This is a genomic window from Herpetosiphonaceae bacterium (assembly GCA_036374795.1).
Taxonomy (GTDB): Bacteria; Chloroflexota; Chloroflexia; order Chloroflexales; family Kallotenuaceae; genus LB3-1.
In genome coordinates this window covers 13,760-30,962 of record DASUTC010000352.1, presented here as the reverse complement: position 1 = coordinate 30,962, position 17,203 = coordinate 13,760, and the positions used below count along the sequence as shown (strand labels likewise).

Below are 17,203 nucleotides of genomic sequence, written 5' to 3'. Positions count from 1 at the left end.
TTCGCCGTGTGCCGGTCGTTGAGAACGACCGGCTTGTCGGCATCATTACGTCGGGCGATGTTCGTAGCGCGATGCCATCGGATGCTACCTCGCTGAGTATCTACGAGATGGCCTACATGCTGGAGGAGGTGACAGCCGCCGAGGTCATGCGCACACACGTGATCACCATCTCGGCCAGCGCCTCGATCGCCGAGGCGGCGCAGCGCATGCTCGACCACAAGATCAGCGGCCTGCCGGTGATCGACAGGCGACAACTCGTGGGCATTATCTCCGAAAGCGACATCTTCCGCGCGATCGTCGATGGCCTGCTCACCGCGCCGCAGATCCCGCCCGTCGCCGATTCCGCACCGATGTGAGGGCCGCGCACCATCACGCGCTCACGGATGGCGCACGGCCACCACGACACGCCGCTGCTCGCCATAGGGCGCTGTTCGTGTTGGCACTTGCGGGAGAGCATCCCGCGCTCCACAAAGGAGAACGCTATGTATCGCTCAATCCTGGTTCCGCTCGACGGGTCCGCCTTTAGCGAGTATGCGCTGCCGGTCGCTCGCGCGATCATCCGCCGCCTGCCCGCCGACCAACGAGCAACGTTACATCTGGTGCGTGTCCACGAGCCGATCATTACGACCTATATCGACGGCCTGCCGATCATCGACGAAGAACTGGATGCGCAGATGCGAAAACATGAGGAGGAGTACCTCAATCTTGTACATACCCGCCTCATGCACGACATCGAGATCGACACGCGATGTGCGGTGATCGATGGGCCAACCGCCGCGATGCTGATCCAGCATATCAAAGCCGAGCAGATCGATCTGGTGGTGATGACGACACACGGGCGCGGCGGCATGGCGCGCTTCTGGCTGGGCAGCACCGCTGATGAAGTCGTTCGCCACGGCGCCGCTCCGGTGCTGATGATCCGCCCACCGAGCACGCCGGTCGTCGCAGCCGAGGAGCCTACGTTCCAGCGCGTGCTGATTCCGCTCGACGGATCGGAGATCGCCGAAGACATTCTGGAGCACGCCGCGATGGTCGGCGGGCTGATAGATGCCGAGTACAGGCTGCTGCGCATCGTCGAGCCGTTGATGATGGTCGGCTACTCGCCGACCGCCTACTCCGCCGATCTCGAAAAGCAGGTCGTGCGCCAGCAGATCGACGAGGCGGAGACGTATCTGGCGTCGATCGCGCAGCGGCTCCAGGCGCAAGGGCTGCGGGTATCGACCAAAGTCGTGGTTGGGCAGCAGCCCGTCACGATCATTCTCAAAGCCGCGCACGAGTACCGCATCGATCTGATTGCGATGGCAACGCACGGACGCGGTGGCCTGTCGCGTCTGCTGCTAGGCAGCACCGCCGACAAAGTGCTGCGCGGCGCGCTCGTTCCGGTGCTGCTCCACCACCCGCTCGCCAAGCGCGGCGCAAGCGAGGCCACACCAGGCAAGAACGTCGCGCTGTCAGTCGGGCAGTAGCACACCGCGTACACCCTCCAGAGCGTTACGGAGCAGGCGGGCGATCGGGAACGATCGCCCGCCTGCTCGCGTTGCTGATACCGCAGCGCCGCGATCGAATGCAATACGCCCCACAAATCAATCATTCAAGCTGCCGATCTCGCACCATTGGCGACATGCATAAAGTGATTATTGACATCAGCGTTATGACAACTAGGTTCGACATACCCGAATCGTGGCAATTGTGGTTATTTAGCCACGAAAAGTTGTCGAATCTTCTCACTTTGTATGATCATAACCGCTATACTTCTGACAGAGCAAGCAACTAACGACAGAGCATACAACACACACCACTCTGTCAGGAGAAAAACCATGAACGCCTTGAAAGATCCAAGATATGCCGGCATTGCCTGGCTCATCGTCCGTTTATGGCTCGGTTACGAATGGTTGATGGGCGGTATTGAAAAAGTATTCGGCGGAGGAAGCGCAGCATGGGTCGGTGATAAAGCAGGTGCCGGAGTCGCAGGCTTCCTCAAAGGCGCTATCGCCAAATCGCCACTCGCGGAAGGCTTCGATCCCGTCAAGACCCCGCATCCCCAGGTGCAAGAGTGGTACGCCATCCTGGCCCGCGACTACTTCCTACCCAACGCCGCGATCTTCAGCTATCTGGTAGCCTATGGCGAGCTGCTGGTCGGTCTGGCGCTGATCCTGGGCATCTTCACCCACTTCTCGGCACTGATGGGCGTGATCATGAACCTGGCCTTCCTGTTCGCCGGTTCGGCGAGCACCAACCCGCAAATGCTGGTCGTCGGATTGGCGATTGTGCTGGTGGGCGGCGTGGCTGTCGGCTACTACGGCCTCGACTACTTCGCCCGTCCGATCGAGAAGAAGCTGACGGATCGCACCTTCGGCAGGCTGGCACCTACGCCGCAGCTCCAATAGACATTCTTCACCAGCATCTCCTCACGCGGCAGAGAAGTCGATGACTTCTCTGCCGTATGGTTGTTTGCCGATGGTAGCATAGGAGGCGATAACCGCGTGGCACGCCAGTTGAAGGAGCGACATCAGCACATCGATCCCACCTGCGGTGCTGCCGCCGCCTGCACGCTCTCTGCGCGAAGTACGATAGAATGGGCGATCTCGAACAACCAAAAGGAGAAAGGGTGTGAAGGCTATTATTCTGGCCGCTGGCTACGCGACACGCCTGCGGCCACTGACCGAAACGATTGCCAAGCCGCTGCTGCCTGTCGCTGGCCGCCCGATGATCGACTACATCTACGATAAGATCGTCGAGGTTCCGGAGGTCGACGCGGTGCATGTTGTCACCAACCACAAGTTTGCGCAGGGCTTTCAGGACTGGGCAGGCGCGCATACCGGGCACCTGCCGATCCAGGTCCACGACGACGGCACGCTCAGCAACGAGGATCGGCTGGGCGCGATTGGCGATATTCGCTTTACGGTCGGGCGCGCGGGCTTGCAGGGCGACGATCTGCTGATCATCGCGGGTGATAACATGTTCGATTTCAGCCTGGCCGACTATGTCGCGTTCTGGCGCGGCAAGGGCGACGGAAGCTGCATCGCGCTCTACCAATGCCCCGACATGGAACTCGTCAAGCAGTACAGCATCGTCGAGCTAGACGAGAACGATCGCGTGACATCATTTATCGAAAAGCCGCAGCAGCCGACCACGAATCTCGTCGGGATTGCGACGTATCTGTATCACCGCGATCACGTGCCGCTGATTCAACAGTACCTCGAAGAGGGCAACTCAGCCGATCAGCCCGGCAACTTTATCGCCTGGCTGCATAAGCGCGTGCCGGTCTACGGCTACCGCTTCCCAGGCGATTGGCTCGACATCGGCAACCACCAGCAGTTGCTCCAGGCCGACAACGCGATGCGCCAGCGCCGGGGCATGCCGGAGCGCGCCGAGTACAGCCTCCAATAGCGCGCACCGAGCGGCGATCGGACGGCACGCAAACGATGAACCTGTGACCTCAGGGCCACAGGTTCATTGCATTGATCGAACGCTTGGGGGTAGCGGCTGTACTGGTTCAGGCGAGACGTAGCGCTGAGGGGTGTGTGCGCTACGTTGGCGGCACTGACCGGCGCATCTGCGCCAGCGCTCATGGAACTCTCATTATCGCGTCGCGGTTCAGGAAAGACGTAGCGCTGAGGGGTGTGTGTGCGCTACGTCGATAACACTGACCGCGCCCCAACCGACCGGCGTGAGGTTCGATTGGTATGGTTGCACTATAACAGACCGACCTTACCGCACACCTTACCTAAGATCAGTCGCGTCTCCGACTTTCTACCGAGGCCGGAGGCAGCCTGCGCTCCAACTTTTTGCCGATGCGCTCTTGACGCATGCAGCCAACTCTGCTATAGTCGAACGACAGGTTAAACGTTTCACTAAAGCTGTGAGGCTATGGCGACGATCAAAGAGGTAGCAGAGCGCGCGCATGTCTCGATCGCAACCGTGTCGTACGTGCTGAACGGCACCGGCTCGGTTTCGGCTGGCAAGCGCCGCGCCGTGCTCGAAGCCGCCGCCGCGCTGGACTACCGCCCGTCCTACCGAGGCCGCGCGCTTCAGGCGCAGCGCAGCATAACGCTGGGGCTGGTGATCCCCGCCGCCACACAGCGCGTTGCCGAGCCGTCGTTTGGCGGGCTGCTGGCAGGCATCACCGATGGCGCGGCCCGGCGCGGCTACCATCTGCTGCTCGCGCCCAGCACCACAGACCAGCCCGAAGCCAGCCTGTACCAGCAGCTTTTCCGCTCCGGTCGCGTCGACGGCGTGATCATCCTCGACACTCAGATCGACGATCCGCGTATCCAGGCTGCCAGCAGCGAGCACATGCCGTACATCTGCGCAGGGCGTCCGTCGGACGACAGCCCGTTTGTGGCGATCGACGGGCAGGCCGGGATGCTGGAGGCGATGGCGCATCTGATCGTCCGTGGACACGAGCGTATCGGCTTGCTTCAGCCGCCACTGGAGCAGACGCTCTCCGCCGAGCAAGACGCAGGCTACCGCGAGGCGCTGGACGAGAGCGGGCTGGACTTCGATCCCGCGCTGATCGTCGAGGGCGGACAAACCGAGGCCGAGGGCTACGACGCCACCCAGGAGCTACTGGCGCTGCCGGAGCCGCCGACCGCGCTGATCGCCGGGACGGCGGCGCTCGCGTTTGGCGCGCTGCATGCGATCCACGATCAGCGGCTCGGCGTAGGCCGCGACATCGCGCTGATCAGCTTTGAGGACACGCCCGCCGCCGCGCATACCGCGCCGCCGCTCACGGCAGTGCGGCAGCCGCTCTACGACTGGGGGCAGGCGCTCGCCGATGGCCTGATCGACCTCATCGGCAGCCGCGCGCATCCGCAGGTGACACTCTCGCCGCAGTTGATCGTGCGGCGCTCATGCGGCGAGTGACGGATCATATTGGACAGTCGGGTCTTACAAGCGAAGGAGCTGGAACCATGGCAGGTATCAAGTTCGACCACGTGGACAAGTATTTCGGCAACGTCCACGTCCTGAAAGACCTCAACATCGACATCCCCGACCAGGAGTTTCTGGTGTTGGTCGGTCCTTCGGGCTGCGGAAAGTCCACCGCGCTGCGCTGCCTGGCGGGTCTTGAAGAGATCTCCAGCGGGCGCATCTACATCGGCGATCGAGTCGTCAACGACGTCGCGCCGAAAGACCGCGATATTGCGATGGTCTTCCAAAGCTACGCGCTCTACCCGCACATGTCGGTCTACGACAACATGGCCTTCGGCCTCAAGCTGCGCAAAACGCCGAAAAGCGAGATCGACAAGCGCGTGAAGGAGGCCGCCGAGCTGCTGGGCATTGCGCACCTGCTCGACCGCAAGCCAAAGGCGCTGTCGGGCGGTCAGCGCCAGCGTGTCGCGCTGGGCCGCGCGATCGTGCGCGATCCCGCTGTCTTCTTGATGGACGAGCCGCTGTCGAACCTGGACGCCAAGCTGCGCGTACAAACCCGCGCCGAGATCTCGAAGCTGCACCAGCGCCTCAAAACCACCTTCATCTACGTGACCCACGATCAGGTCGAGGCCATGACGATGGGCACGCGCATCGCCGTAATGCGCGACGGCATCTTGCAGCAGCTCGAAGCGCCGCAGGTGCTCTACACCCGCCCGGCCAACATGTTCGTCGCAGGCTTCATCGGCTCGCCCGCGATGAACTTCTTCGAGGCCACGCTCCGCCGCAGCCAGGATGGTCTGGCCGTCGATACCGGCGTCTTTGCGGTGCCGATCCCGCGCAGCAAGACCGAGCACCTGGGCAAGTACATCGATCGCCCGGTCTACTTCGGCATCCGGCCTGAAGATATTCACGATGCCAACTATGTGCCGCCGGGCACCGAAGCCATCGCCAACATCGACGCCGAGGTTGCGGTCGTCGAGCACATGGGCGCGGAGGTCTACGCTTATCTCGACGTCGGCGACAAAGAGTTTGTCGGGCGGCTCGATCCGCGCACCAGGGCAGAGCCGAACGCGCCGATCCGGCTGTCGCTGGATCTGAACAACATGCACGTCTTCGACCGCGAAACCGAGGTCGCGCTGGTCTAAAACACAGCACCACGACGGTGTGGCAGGGGTTGGGCTTCGTGCTCAACCCCTGCCCTGTTTTATCAGCGGTCTGTCAGCACAAACGAGCCAATATGATACGCTAGTGGACTAGGCGTGGGGCGGAATCTGAGGTATAATAGACACTGAGTGTAAAGCATTTCGCATGCGTAGCGAGAGGAAGAGACGATGCCGCCGTTTCGGGTTAACGCGCCGTACCAGCCAACAGGCGATCAGCCACAGGCGATCCAGCAACTGATTGCAGGCATGCATCAGGGGCTAAAACATCAAACGCTGCTCGGCGCGACCGGCACCGGTAAGACAGCGGTGATGGCCTGGATCGTCGAGCAAATCCAGCGGCCTACGCTGGTCATGGCCCATAACAAGACGCTGGCCGCGCAGCTCTACGCCGAGTTCAAAGAGTTCTTCCCCGACAACGCCGTCTGCTATTTCGTCTCGTACTACGATGTCTACACGCCCGAAGCCTACGTACCGTCCAAAGACCTGTACATCGAGAAAGAGGCGCAGATCAACGAAGAGATCGACCGGCTGCGCCACGAGGCCACCCAGGCGCTGCTGTCGCGCAGAGACGTGCTGATCGTCGCCTCGGTTTCCGCGATCTATGGCCTTGGCTCGCCGCACGATTACGGCATGGTCGCGCTGCCGCTGCGCACCGGCGAGATCCGCAACCGCGACAAGATCTTACGTCAACTGATCGATCTTCAGTTCGAGCGCAACGACATCGACTTTCACCGTGGCACCTTCCGCGTGCGCGGCGATACGCTTGAGATCTTCCCGGCCAATGCCGAGACGGCCTATCGCGTCGAGTTCTGGGGCGACGAGATCGAGCGGATGGTCGAGGTCGATCCGCTGACCGGCGAGCTGCTGACCGAGAAGCGAGCGATCGACATCTTCCCGGCCAAGCACTTCATCACCACCGGCGAGAAGCTCCACCTTGCGATCCGCGACATCCAAGCGGAGCTTGATGAGCGCATCAAAGATCTGGAGGCTGACGGCAAGCAGCTCGAAGCGCAGCGGCTCAAGCAGCGCACGATGTACGACCTTGAGATGCTGGCCGAGATGGGCTACTGCTCCGGCATCGAGAACTACAGCCGCCACATGGACCGGCGCGTGGCCGGGCAAACGCCGTGGACGTTGATCGACTACTTTCCCGACGACTTCCTGATGTTCGTCGACGAGTCGCATATCTCGGTGCCGCAGATTCGCGGCATGTTCAATGGCGACCGCAGCCGCAAGCAGACGCTCGTCGATTTCGGCTTTCGGCTACCCAGCGCGCTCGACAATCGTCCGCTGACCTTTGAGGAGTGGGAGCAGCACGTCCACCAGATCATCTATGTCTCGGCCACGCCGGGTCCGTACGAGTACGAGCACTCCGAGCAGATCGTCGAGCAGATCATTCGCCCGACCGGCCTGATCGATCCGGTGATCCATGTGCGGCCAACGCGCGGCCAGATCGATGATCTGCTGGGCGAGATCAAGCGCCGCGTCGATGCGGAGCAGCGCGCGCTGGTGACGACGCTGACCAAGCGCATGGCGGAAGATCTGGCCGACTACCTCAAAGAGATGGGCATTCGCACCCAGTATCTCCACGCCGACATCGAGACGATCGAGCGCGTCGAGATCCTGCGCGACCTGCGCCTGGGCGTGTATGATGTAGTCGTCGGCATCAACCTGCTGCGCGAGGGCCTGGACCTGCCCGAAGTCTCGCTGGTGGCGATCCTCGACGCCGACAAAGAAGGCTACCTGCGCTCGGCCTCGTCGCTGATCCAGACGATCGGGCGGGCGGCGCGGCATGTCGAGGGCACCGTGATCATGTATGCCGATACAGTCACGCGCTCGATGGACGCCGCGATCAAAGAAACGCAGCGCCGCCGCGACGTCCAAATGGCATACAATGTGCAGCATAATATCGAGCCACGTGGTATTGTTAAGCAGATCCGCGATCTGACCAGCCAGATCAAGCAGGTAGCGGAAGCGCAAGCGCCCTACATCGTCGGCAGCGCGGGCGAGATCGCCATCCCGAAGGATGAGCTGCTCAAGATGATCAAGGAGCTTGAGAAGCAGATGAAAGACGCTGCCAAGAACCTTGAGTTCGAGAAGGCGGCGCTGCTCCGCGATCAGGTGATCGAGCTGCGGCGGACGCTCGCACTGGAAGATACGACGGCACTACTGGAAAGCGTCAACGAACGGCCCCGTGCTGCCCGACATGATGGCAATGGCACTAAGGCGGCGGCGTCCACCACGACCTACGCGACGAACAAAGGCGGACGTAGCAGCGCTACCCCCAGAGCGCGCAGCGGAGGACGACGCAAGTAACGCGATTGCGTAGTACTTACGGGTTGAGCACGAGCCGGTCAGGATGATCCTGACACGGATCGTCGTGATCGGGTACCATGAGCTGAGGGGTTTCCTCTCGCTTCGGCAAGACAGCTTGGGAGTAACGTCGTGGCAGTCCAGGTCTGGATCGGCGAAAAGCCGGACAATCCAAACGAGCGTAAGGCGATCATCGCGCTCGCGAATGGACTCGATCGCCTTGAAGGGCTGTATGTGATGGTCGCCAACTTCAGCGTTGGTGGCCGCACGATCGACCTTGTTATTCTCAAGCCCGACGCGATCTTTATCCTTGAGCTGAAGCACTGCGACGGCCAGGTCTTTGGCTCGGTGAACGGGCCGTGGAAGGTCGTCAGCAAGAACGGCTCGACCAAACAGCTCAATCCGGGGCGCAAAAACCCGTACAATCAGGTCGTCTCGTACTTCTACAGCTTCACCAACTTCCTCAACGACCACAAAACCGAGATCGTCTCGGCGCAAAAAGCGAACGATGTCGATTTCCGCGCGGCCAAACGGGTGATCGTGATCGTGCCGATGATCGAAGAGGGATCGCAGATCGACCTCGACTGGAAGGTTCAGGTCAAGGGCCTCGACGAGCTGCCGACCTTTTTGCTGACGGAGCGATCAAACGGCATCGAGCTGACCGATGAGGAGCTGCTGCGGATTCCCAGGCTGCTCCACTGCGAGCCGTGGCAGGAGCTCAACGATCTGATCGCGGGCGTGATGCCCGACTGGACGCAAACGCCCTCGGAGCCGACGCCGTCGGTCCTGCCGCCCACGTCCCACGAGCAGAGCGCCCGCACGCCTGAGGCTGGCTTCCAGGCGTGGTGGGCTGCGCTCGTGCAGCAGTTCAATAGCTGGCAGGGCCGCGCGCTGACGGTATTCGTGCTGGCGACGCTGATGCTGATGCTGTCGAACTTTCCGCAGATGATCGCGCCCGAAACTGGACGAGCGGGCGCGCCCACCGTCGCGCCGGTCCCGACGATCCCTGAGTTTGGCATCGGCGAGAATATCAACAACGGCGTGGCCGAAGTACATCAGCAGCACGGTCGGCGCTGGGATCTGCGCCAGCAAAAATGGCTGCGCACCGACGCCGAGAGCGCCGATGTGCTGGTCACGCTGGAGACGGTCGATTTCAACAACGGCCAGATCCAGCTCAACTGGGTCGTCGAGAATCGCCGTCGGATCGCGGTGAAGATGGCGCTGGTTCCTGAGAATATCGCCATCACCGACAACCAGATGGAATATCTGATCGATCCGCAGCGCTCAGAGCCGCTTGGTCAGCTTGAGGTCCAGCCCGGAGCCAAAGCCAGCGCGGTGGTCGTGGTGCCCCAGTCGGTGCGCGCCAACGCGATTACGCTGCGGATCACGCTGTTGCAGCAGCCCTTCGGCGAGACAAGCTGGATCGTGAACGTGCCCCAGTAGCCTCACTCCGTTACCCTGAGCATCAGTCAGCGCCCTGTCCCGCTTCGCTGAGCCGGTACTGGCTCACGCGAGCATCGGCGTGTGCCGCCCGCGTGCCCTTCGGCTGAAGAAAGCGGGGCAGCACTCTCGCCTCGACTGGCGACGCGCGCTCGACGCTCCACGCCTGCTTCTCCGCAAGCGGACGATCGCCCAGCGGTAGAATGCCAATCTGCGCGCCGGGCGTGGTGTATGGCTGCTCGACGAGCGCCTGGCCCACCAGATAGCGCTCGCCATCGATCGAGCAGCTTGTCACCTGCCCGACGACGACATTTCCAACGACGATCGGATCGCCAAATTGGGGTCGGCGCACGCCCCGGCGCTCCACCCGAAAGCAGATCAACCGCCGGGTTTGCTGCTGCATTCGCGCCAGCAGCGCATCGCGACCGATGAAGAACGGCTTGTGGTACTTGACATGCGCGCCCAGGCCCGCCTCGATCGGCGAGATCTTGAGCGGCCCGGCCAGCTCATGGCCGTAGAGCGGCAGACCCGCCTCGGTTCGCGTCGAGTCGCGCGCGGCAAGTCCGACCGGCACGACGCCGAAGGGCTGTCCGATGACCCGCAGCGTCTGCCAGAGATGCGGCAGCGCGTCGGGGTGGGCCAGCAGCTCGTAGCCGTAGCGCTCGCCGGTGTAGCCCGTGCGCGCCACCAGCACATCGACGCCCGCAAGCGTGCAGCCGATCAGCCGATTGCGTTGCAGCCGCGCTAGCGCCACGCTGGTTGCCGGATCGTCGGCCACGGCCTGGAGCGCAGCCAGCGACGCCGGTCCTTGCAGCGCCAGATCGCGGCGCTGGAGCGCGCCTGCCGCCGCGTCGGTTAGATCGCGCAGGATCGCCGGAGCCTGCGTCTGCACCCACAGGCGGCGCGCATCGATCGCCACACGTCCTTCATTCACCAGATTGAGCCAGCGCCAATCTTTGCGGGTACAGCCAGCATTGACCACCATCACGTACTGCTCGGCGTGGCAGCGGTAGATAATCGCATCGTCGAGCACCTGCCCGTCGGGATCGAGCAGGAAGCCGTAGCAGGACTCGCCATCGTCGAGCCAGGCCGCATAGTTGGTGAACACCGTGTCCAAAAACTCGGTCGCATACGGCCCTTCGATCTGAAAGACGCCCATATGCGACACATCGAACAGCCCGGCTGTGCTGCGGACGGCGCGATGCTCCTCGACGACCGAGGTGTACCACACGGGCATCTCCCAGCCGGAGAAGGGCACCATCTTCGCGCCGCTGGACCGGTGCAGATCATACAAGGGCGTCTGCCGCAGCGGGCCATCCGCTTCGCTCCACGACCAGCCGGGCTTGTCCAGCAGCGATACGGGCCGCTCCAGGTGGTGCTGTCCCACAAAGTAGGGCTTGCCGAGATCAAAGCCCTGTGGATTGAGGGCATGCAGCTCGCGGGCGTGAGCCGGGTGCGCAATGCCGGGCCACGCGGCGGCCTGATCGGTCAACGTGCCGTCGCGGAGATCGCGTGACTGGAGGGTATCGAGATCGACGATCTCAATATCGACCGGCCCCGCGATCTTGCGCAAGAGATCCTGCTGATCGAAGCAGATGTAGCCGTCGGCAAGGCCGCGCAGCCAGGCGATCACCCGCTCCACGCGCTGCGGCGAGGGCACCAGCAGGTAGCGATCACGTCCGATCGCATCACGCGGCTCCCGCGCCACGACGACCTGATCGATCAGGCAGCCGTGGCTATCCAGCAGATAGGCCCGCTCAGGCTGCGACGGCTCAAGCCGCGCGAGCGAGCGCGTGCAGACGCCATCCATAAACTGCCGGGCACGCCAGCCGGTAACGCGCAGCACAACCGGCTTTGCCGCAAGGCTGTGCGGCGGCGCAGGATCGTGCGGGCGCGGAGCTGAGGCATCCGGCGTGTCGGCAGCGAAGCGCTCGGTGAGACGCGCCACATCATGCTGTACGGATTCGAGCACATCGAGATCGATCTTGCCGCGCGGGAGCACCTGGATCAGACCATCGTAGGCAAAGGGCCGGATCTGATACAGGACGCGCCGGATCAGCTCGGCGATAGTGTCCATATCCTGCTCGACAAGACCCTGCTGCGTGATCCAGGTCGTCCCGAAGCGCAGCCCGGTCGCCAGCGCCGTCTGGGTATCGCCGGGGATCGTATTCTTATTGACTACAATCCCGGCCAGGTCGAGGATACGCGCGGCGGCCTCGCCCCAGAGCGGAAAGCCGGTCGTCGAGGGTACCGATTTCAAGTCGATCAGCAGCAGATGCGTATCGGTGCCGCCATAGACCAGGCGCAGGCCATGCCGTTGCAGCGCCGTGGCAAGCCGGGCCGCGTTCCTGACGATCTGGTGCTGCATCCGGTGAAATGCTTCGCTCCGGGCGATCCCGAATGCCACGGCCATCGCCGCAAACTTGTTGGCGTGCGGCGCGCCCTGCTCGCCTGGAAAGACCGCCAGATCGATCGCGCCTGCAAGATCGGGATCGGTCGTCATCACCACCGCGCCGCGCGGCCCGCACAGAGTTTTGTTGGGCGTGAACACCGTGACATCGGCCAGGCCGACCGGATTGGGATACGCCCCCGCGACGACCAGCCCGGCGGTGTGGGCAATATCCGCCATCAGGTACGCCCCGACCTCATCTGCGATAGCGCGCAGCGCGTGCCAGTCGGGAGCCCAGGGATACGACGTGTAGCCGCCGACGATCAGACGCGGCCTGCTGGCGAGCGCCAGCTCACGGATCGCGGCGTAATCCAGCCGCTCCGTCGACTCGTCGACGGTGTAGGAAACCGTGCGATAGCGCTTGCCAGAGACGTTGAACTCCGAGCCGTGCGTCAGGTGCCCGCCCTGGTAGAGGTTCATCGCCATCAACGTATCGCCCGGTTGCAGCAACGCTTGATAGGTGGCGAGATTAGCCGCCGCTCCGGCCAGGCTTTGCACGTTGACGAAGATGTCCTGCGGCCTGATCGAGCCGTGCGCAAACAGCTCGGCGCAGCGCCGCTGGGCCAGACTCTCGACGATATTCACATAGTCGACACCTTTGTAAAATCGTCGGTCGGCATAGCGGCGCGCGTACGCCAGCTGCCACGAGAGATCGGCGAGCCGCTCAGGCGCGTCCTGGGCCATGCGCTTGGATGGATAGCCTTCGGCGCAGACATTTTGGAAGACCGAGCCGAGTGCCTGGAGGACGGCTCGCGGAGCGGCGGACACGGAGGCTACCAGGATCAACTTACGGAGCTGCTGCTGCTCCTCCCAACGAATCAGATCGCTTACCAGTGGGTCAACTGCCGCCAAATCTCCATCTGCTTCATCGCCGTACGCTTGCGAATAGTCGGGGGGCTGCATAGCTCTATGTTCCTTTCCAAAGGCAACCGCGCAGGAAAGAGGATGCTCGTGAGGATGCCCCAGGCACGCCCGCTGACGTGCCTGGGCATCTCCGCCGATACCGTCTGCCGAGCGTGAGCGTCTCGGATGGCTTCAGGTGTCTCTGGCTCCCGATCGAGGAGTTGATCGAGCGCTATGGTACATCCGCTGTCAAGCACGGCATCTGGAAGCGATCCTCCGCGCCGTGTGGTTCCGCGCCTCAGGCCACCCCGGAGCGATCGGCTTCACCATCCTGCAACCGTGCGGCCTCTTGCTTCCGCTGCACGCGCATCATCCGCTCGCGCCACTGGCGCTCCTGCATCTCCTGGCGCCTTGTGCGCGGGCCGCGCGTAGCCTGCGCCATCCGATCGAGCGGGAACTTGGGCGTCCGATCGGCGTAGAGTAAGCCATTGCTTTCCTGATACGTATCGGCAAACTGAGTATAGCAGAATCCAGCCAGCAGATTGAGCGAGCGAACCGCTTCGAGCAATGCCTCATACTCAGTCGCGAATTCTTCCGCCGTATGGGAGCGCGTGTAGCCCCAGGTCGCTTCGGGATCGTCCGAGAAGGCGATGCCGCCGAACTCGCTCAAGACGATCGGCTGGCCCGTATGGGCGTGACCTTCGAGCGTCAGCAGACGACCGCCGGGACGCTCGCGGGTAAAGAGCTGCCCGATGATCTCCTGCGACTTGTAGCGCTCAATAATCTGCTCAGGCCGGTCGTCGTAGTCGTGGATGCCGACAATATCGGTGGCGACGCTCTCCCAGCCGTCGTTGCCGATCACGGGCCGCGACGGATCGAGTGTTTTGGTCAGATGATAGAGCGCCTGGACGTAGTGCCGCTGCTCAACGATCTCCGGCAGATTGGGCACGCCCCACGATTCGTTGAACGGCACCCAGGCCACGATACACGGATGGCTCATATCGCGATCGAGCGCGGCAATCCACTCCTTTTGCAGCCGCTCGACCGACTGGCGGGTAAACCGATACGCGCTGGGCATCTCCTCCCAGACCAGCAGGCCGAGTCGATCGGCCCAGTACAGGTAGCGCGGGTCTTCGATCTTCTGGTGCTTGCGCACGCCGTTGAAGCCCATCGCCTTTGCCAGCTCCACGTCGCGCCGGAGCGCATCGTCGTCGGGCGCGGTGATGCCCGTCTCCGGCCAGTAGCCCTGATCAAGCACCATGCGGAGCTGGGTCGGGCGGCCATTGAGCACGAATCGATCGCCCTGCAAGGCGATCTCGCGGATCGCCGTGTAGCTGCGGGCCTCGTCGATCAGCTCGCCGCGCGCGCCCCAGAGCTGAAGCTGTGCCTGGATCAAGGTCGGCTGAATCGGATTCCACAGCAGCTCGTTACGATAATCGTCGATGCCGGGATCGGAGAGCGCGATCCGACGATGGACCTGTCCCCCGACGACCGTGTAGGTGTCGTCCGAAAGCAGCATGTTGTGGGCGGAGAGCCTGACGCGCAAGCGAAGCTGCTCGCGTCGCACTCCCTCAAGCGCCGCATACAGGCCAATCTCCCAGCGCGCTAAATGGGAGGTCCATTGGACCTCCTGGATCGACGTGGCTGGTAGGCGCTCCATCCAGACCGTCTGCCAGATGCCGGTGGTGCGGGGATACCAGATCGAGTGGGGCTCCAGCAGCCAGTCCTGCTTGCCGCGCGGCTTGGCGAGATCGTGGGGATCGTCCTCGGCGCGCACCACGACCACCTGAGAGCCTGCTTGCTCAAGAAAGCGGGTAATATCGACCTTGAACGGCGTGTAGCCGCCCTCGTGTCGCGCGATCAGCCGCTCATTGACCCAGACGGTGGCGGCGTAGTCCACCGCGCCGAAGTGCAGAATCAAGCGTTCGTCGGGCTTGAGCGGCGGCGCGTCGAAGGTGCGACGATACCAGCACGCCAGATAATAGCCTGTATCACCGATCCCACTCGCGGCAGTTTCCGGCGCGAACGGCACGTTAATCTGAGCATTCCAGCGAACGTCGCCGGGAACAGCCCAACGCGCGTCGTGGTCGAGGGCGAAATCCCACTGCCCGTTCAGGCAGATCCACTCCGCGCGCTCAAGCTGTGGTCGGGGGTATCCGTGGGTTTGGACCATGGTTGTCTTCCTCTTGGCATCAGTTGGTTCGACCCTCTCAGCAGCAAGTGATATGCCAATCGACGCCATGAGGAGCAAGCGAACAAAGGAACAAGAGGACAACAACGAACAACGAACCGGGAGAGACGAGAACTCAACCTTGAACCTTGATGTTTAAGCGCGAAGCTAGCGACGTGCCCAGGTCACACCCATGCCATCGCCCGCGCGGGTCAGGTTACGCGCCTCATGTTGCCGCAGATCGCGGATGAACAGGCCCGTGCCGCTGGTGGCATAGACGAGTCGGCGGCTATCGGGTGCCCAATCGAGGCTTACAACATTGTTGAGATCTTTGCCAAGCGGCTGGAATCCCTGGCCGTCCGCGCCGACTATCGCGGGAACGTAGCGCTCGTCCTCTTCTCCACGGACCATGCTTGCGCCGAACAAAATCCGCGTATCATCGGGCGACCAGCGCGGCCACATCGCCGAGACATAGGGCCGCTCAAGCGTGATCAACGGTCGGGCCTCCTGGCCGTCGGGCCGCGCCACGAAGAGCGTCTCGTTCTGTGACGTGGGATCGACCGCGACGTAGAGCAGCCGATCACCAGCCGACGAGGGCGCGGGGCTATGGGCATCGGCAACCAGCACCTGGAGCGTGCCAGCCTTCAGATCGTAGCGCGCGACATGCTGCCGATCGACCGGCTGCTGATCTGGGCCGGGCTCGAAACGGGTCAGCGTCAGCAGCACCGCCTGGCCGTCCGACGACCATACGGGCTCGTCGAGCCAGTCGTCCTGCTGACCAGCCGCCAGCAGCCGCCCCTTGCCCGTCGCCCGCTCGATACCGCAGATGACACTGGTGATGCCGCGCAGCTTGGGCGACGGAGCCGGATACCTGAGCGCGTAGGCGAGCGTCTGTCCGTCGGGCGACCAGGACGGGAACGCGGCGCTGGCCTCCTGTGAGAGCGGCAGCAGCCAGCTCTGACCGCTGCCATTCTCTTTGATTGCGATCAGGTTATTTCCGGCGGCGGCGACGATCGGCGCGGCGATCGGCCCGAGGGCATCGGGGCAGCCAGTTGTGGCGGCGGCGCTCACCGGCGGGGCCGAAGGGGTAGCTGTGCTACAGCCCTGCAACAGTAGCGTCACCAGGATCGTAAGCGACAGCCATTTCAAGCGGACGAGTCGAGCGGACATGGATGGCTTCTCCTTCTAGACAACCGAGCCAACACAAAGAAGTGGCTCGGAGGATGCGCCCTCCGAGCCACCTCGATCGGCGTTACAAGCACACAGCCAACGATCTATTGACACCGTGCGTTTAGCAGCCGGGCCAATAGGTTGTGTGATCGTGCGGATACTGGCGGCCACAGAACGTCGGTGGAACGCCCCACCACAGGCCGTCGCTCTTCAGCTTCTGCGTGTTCATGTGCAGGTGGCACGTGCCGGTCTGCTTGGCACCCGTGTAGCCGACGACCGTGTTCGTGCCGACGATCGCGCCGACGCCAACCGAGATGCTGCTCATGTGCAGATACTTGGTCTTATACCGGACACCGCCAATGGTCACTTCCAGGTCGAGCCGACCCCAGGTGGTGGCGTCTTTATAGACGACCTTCATATTCTCGTACAGTGGGTACAGCGGCTTGTTGCAGAGGCCGGCACCGAAGTCAAGCGCATAATAGTCATTATACTGATCGGTGTGCAGGCCCTCGCCATACCACGAGCCGTCCAATCTCCACGACTCATTGTAGACCCACGGGCTGACACCGTTCGGAGCTGGTTCATTCACATGCTGCCCGGCGAACGCCTGGCTGCCCGGAAAGATCATAAACGCGAGCATGATGACGAGAGCGATGAGCGGACGAATGAGCTTCATGATGCAATCCTTACAAGCTACGGCAATCGATTAGGTCGACCGCCTCCATACGAGACGACGAGAAACGATCAAGCTCTTAGCGAACCAGTCTCTTTGTGCTGAGCAAC

General features: G+C 62.8%; 12 protein-coding genes. 8 read left to right on the top strand and 4 right to left on the bottom strand.

The window, feature by feature from the left end; all coding sequences use genetic code 11:
* The 8 genes from VFZ66_28520 to VFZ66_28485 all read left to right on the top strand — a co-directional run.
* Nucleotides 1-356, top strand: a 356-nt coding sequence (locus VFZ66_28520; protein ID HEX6293160.1) for a CBS domain-containing protein, incomplete at its 5' end; no start/stop codon positions are given.
* A 126-nt stretch (nucleotides 357-482) separates the two neighbouring features.
* Complete coding sequence (locus VFZ66_28515) at nucleotides 483-1,466, top strand: universal stress protein (protein HEX6293159.1); 984 nt, start codon at nucleotides 483-485, stop codon at nucleotides 1,464-1,466.
* A 351-nt stretch (nucleotides 1,467-1,817) separates the two neighbouring features.
* A complete protein-coding gene (locus VFZ66_28510) occupies nucleotides 1,818-2,387 on the top strand; it encodes a DoxX family protein (GenBank protein ID HEX6293158.1) in 570 nt (189 codons plus the stop codon).
* A 223-nt stretch (nucleotides 2,388-2,610) separates the two neighbouring features.
* A complete protein-coding gene (locus VFZ66_28505; GenBank protein ID HEX6293157.1) occupies nucleotides 2,611-3,390 on the top strand; it encodes a nucleotidyltransferase family protein in 780 nt (259 codons plus the stop codon).
* A 480-nt stretch (nucleotides 3,391-3,870) separates the two neighbouring features.
* Nucleotides 3,871-4,866, top strand: coding sequence for a LacI family DNA-binding transcriptional regulator (locus VFZ66_28500; GenBank protein HEX6293156.1), 996 nt, complete (start codon nucleotides 3,871-3,873; stop codon nucleotides 4,864-4,866).
* A 47-nt stretch (nucleotides 4,867-4,913) separates the two neighbouring features.
* Complete coding sequence (locus tag VFZ66_28495) at nucleotides 4,914-6,017, top strand: ABC transporter ATP-binding protein (protein ID HEX6293155.1); 1,104 nt, start codon at nucleotides 4,914-4,916, stop codon at nucleotides 6,015-6,017.
* A 186-nt stretch (nucleotides 6,018-6,203) separates the two neighbouring features.
* On the top strand, nucleotides 6,204-8,351 hold the full coding sequence (gene uvrB / locus VFZ66_28490; protein ID HEX6293154.1) for an excinuclease ABC subunit UvrB: 2,148 nt from the start codon (nucleotides 6,204-6,206) through the stop codon (nucleotides 8,349-8,351).
* Nucleotides 8,352-8,480: 129 nt separating this feature from the next.
* Nucleotides 8,481-9,791, top strand: a complete 1,311-nt coding sequence (locus VFZ66_28485; protein HEX6293153.1) for a nuclease-related domain-containing protein — start codon at nucleotides 8,481-8,483, stop codon at nucleotides 9,789-9,791.
* A gap of 22 nt (nucleotides 9,792-9,813) precedes the next feature.
* Here the strand turns inward: VFZ66_28485 and gcvT are convergent, their stop codons facing one another.
* The 4 genes from gcvT to VFZ66_28465 all read right to left on the bottom strand — a co-directional run bounded on the left by gcvT (nucleotide 9,814) and on the right by VFZ66_28465 (nucleotide 17,096).
* Nucleotides 9,814-13,089, bottom strand: a complete 3,276-nt coding sequence (gcvT, locus tag VFZ66_28480; protein HEX6293152.1) for a glycine cleavage system aminomethyltransferase GcvT — start codon at nucleotides 13,087-13,089, stop codon at nucleotides 9,814-9,816.
* A 289-nt stretch (nucleotides 13,090-13,378) separates the two neighbouring features.
* Nucleotides 13,379-15,253 (bottom strand): glycoside hydrolase family 2 TIM barrel-domain containing protein, encoded by a 1,875-nt coding sequence (locus tag VFZ66_28475; GenBank protein ID HEX6293151.1) that lies wholly within the window; start codon nucleotides 15,251-15,253, stop codon nucleotides 13,379-13,381.
* A gap of 165 nt (nucleotides 15,254-15,418) precedes the next feature.
* Nucleotides 15,419-16,420 carry a hypothetical protein gene (locus tag VFZ66_28470; GenBank protein ID HEX6293150.1) on the bottom strand — a complete coding sequence of 334 codons (1,002 nt, stop codon included), beginning with the start codon at nucleotides 16,418-16,420 and terminating at the stop codon, nucleotides 15,419-15,421.
* A 121-nt stretch (nucleotides 16,421-16,541) separates the two neighbouring features.
* Complete coding sequence (locus VFZ66_28465) at nucleotides 16,542-17,096, bottom strand: hypothetical protein (GenBank protein ID HEX6293149.1); 555 nt, start codon at nucleotides 17,094-17,096, stop codon at nucleotides 16,542-16,544.
* Nucleotides 17,097-17,203 lie beyond the last annotated feature (107 nt).

Bases quoted from the DNA above. Each gene is read 5' to 3' on its own strand.
- VFZ66_28465 (HEX6293149.1), bottom strand. From the start codon at position 17,096: ATGAAGCTCATTCGTCCGCTCATCGCTCTCGTCATCATGCTCGCGTTT.
- VFZ66_28515 (HEX6293159.1), top strand. From the start codon at position 483: ATGTATCGCTCAATCCTGGTTCCGCTCGACGGGTCCGCCTTTAGCGAG.
- VFZ66_28495 (HEX6293155.1), top strand. From the start codon at position 4,914: ATGGCAGGTATCAAGTTCGACCACGTGGACAAGTATTTCGGCAACGTC.
- VFZ66_28470 (HEX6293150.1), bottom strand. From the start codon at position 16,420: ATGTCCGCTCGACTCGTCCGCTTGAAATGGCTGTCGCTTACGATCCTG.
- VFZ66_28475 (HEX6293151.1), bottom strand. From the start codon at position 15,253: ATGGTCCAAACCCACGGATACCCCCGACCACAGCTTGAGCGCGCGGAG.
- uvrB (HEX6293154.1), top strand. From the start codon at position 6,204: ATGCCGCCGTTTCGGGTTAACGCGCCGTACCAGCCAACAGGCGATCAG.
- VFZ66_28500 (HEX6293156.1), top strand. From the start codon at position 3,871: ATGGCGACGATCAAAGAGGTAGCAGAGCGCGCGCATGTCTCGATCGCA.
- VFZ66_28510 (HEX6293158.1), top strand. From the start codon at position 1,818: ATGAACGCCTTGAAAGATCCAAGATATGCCGGCATTGCCTGGCTCATC.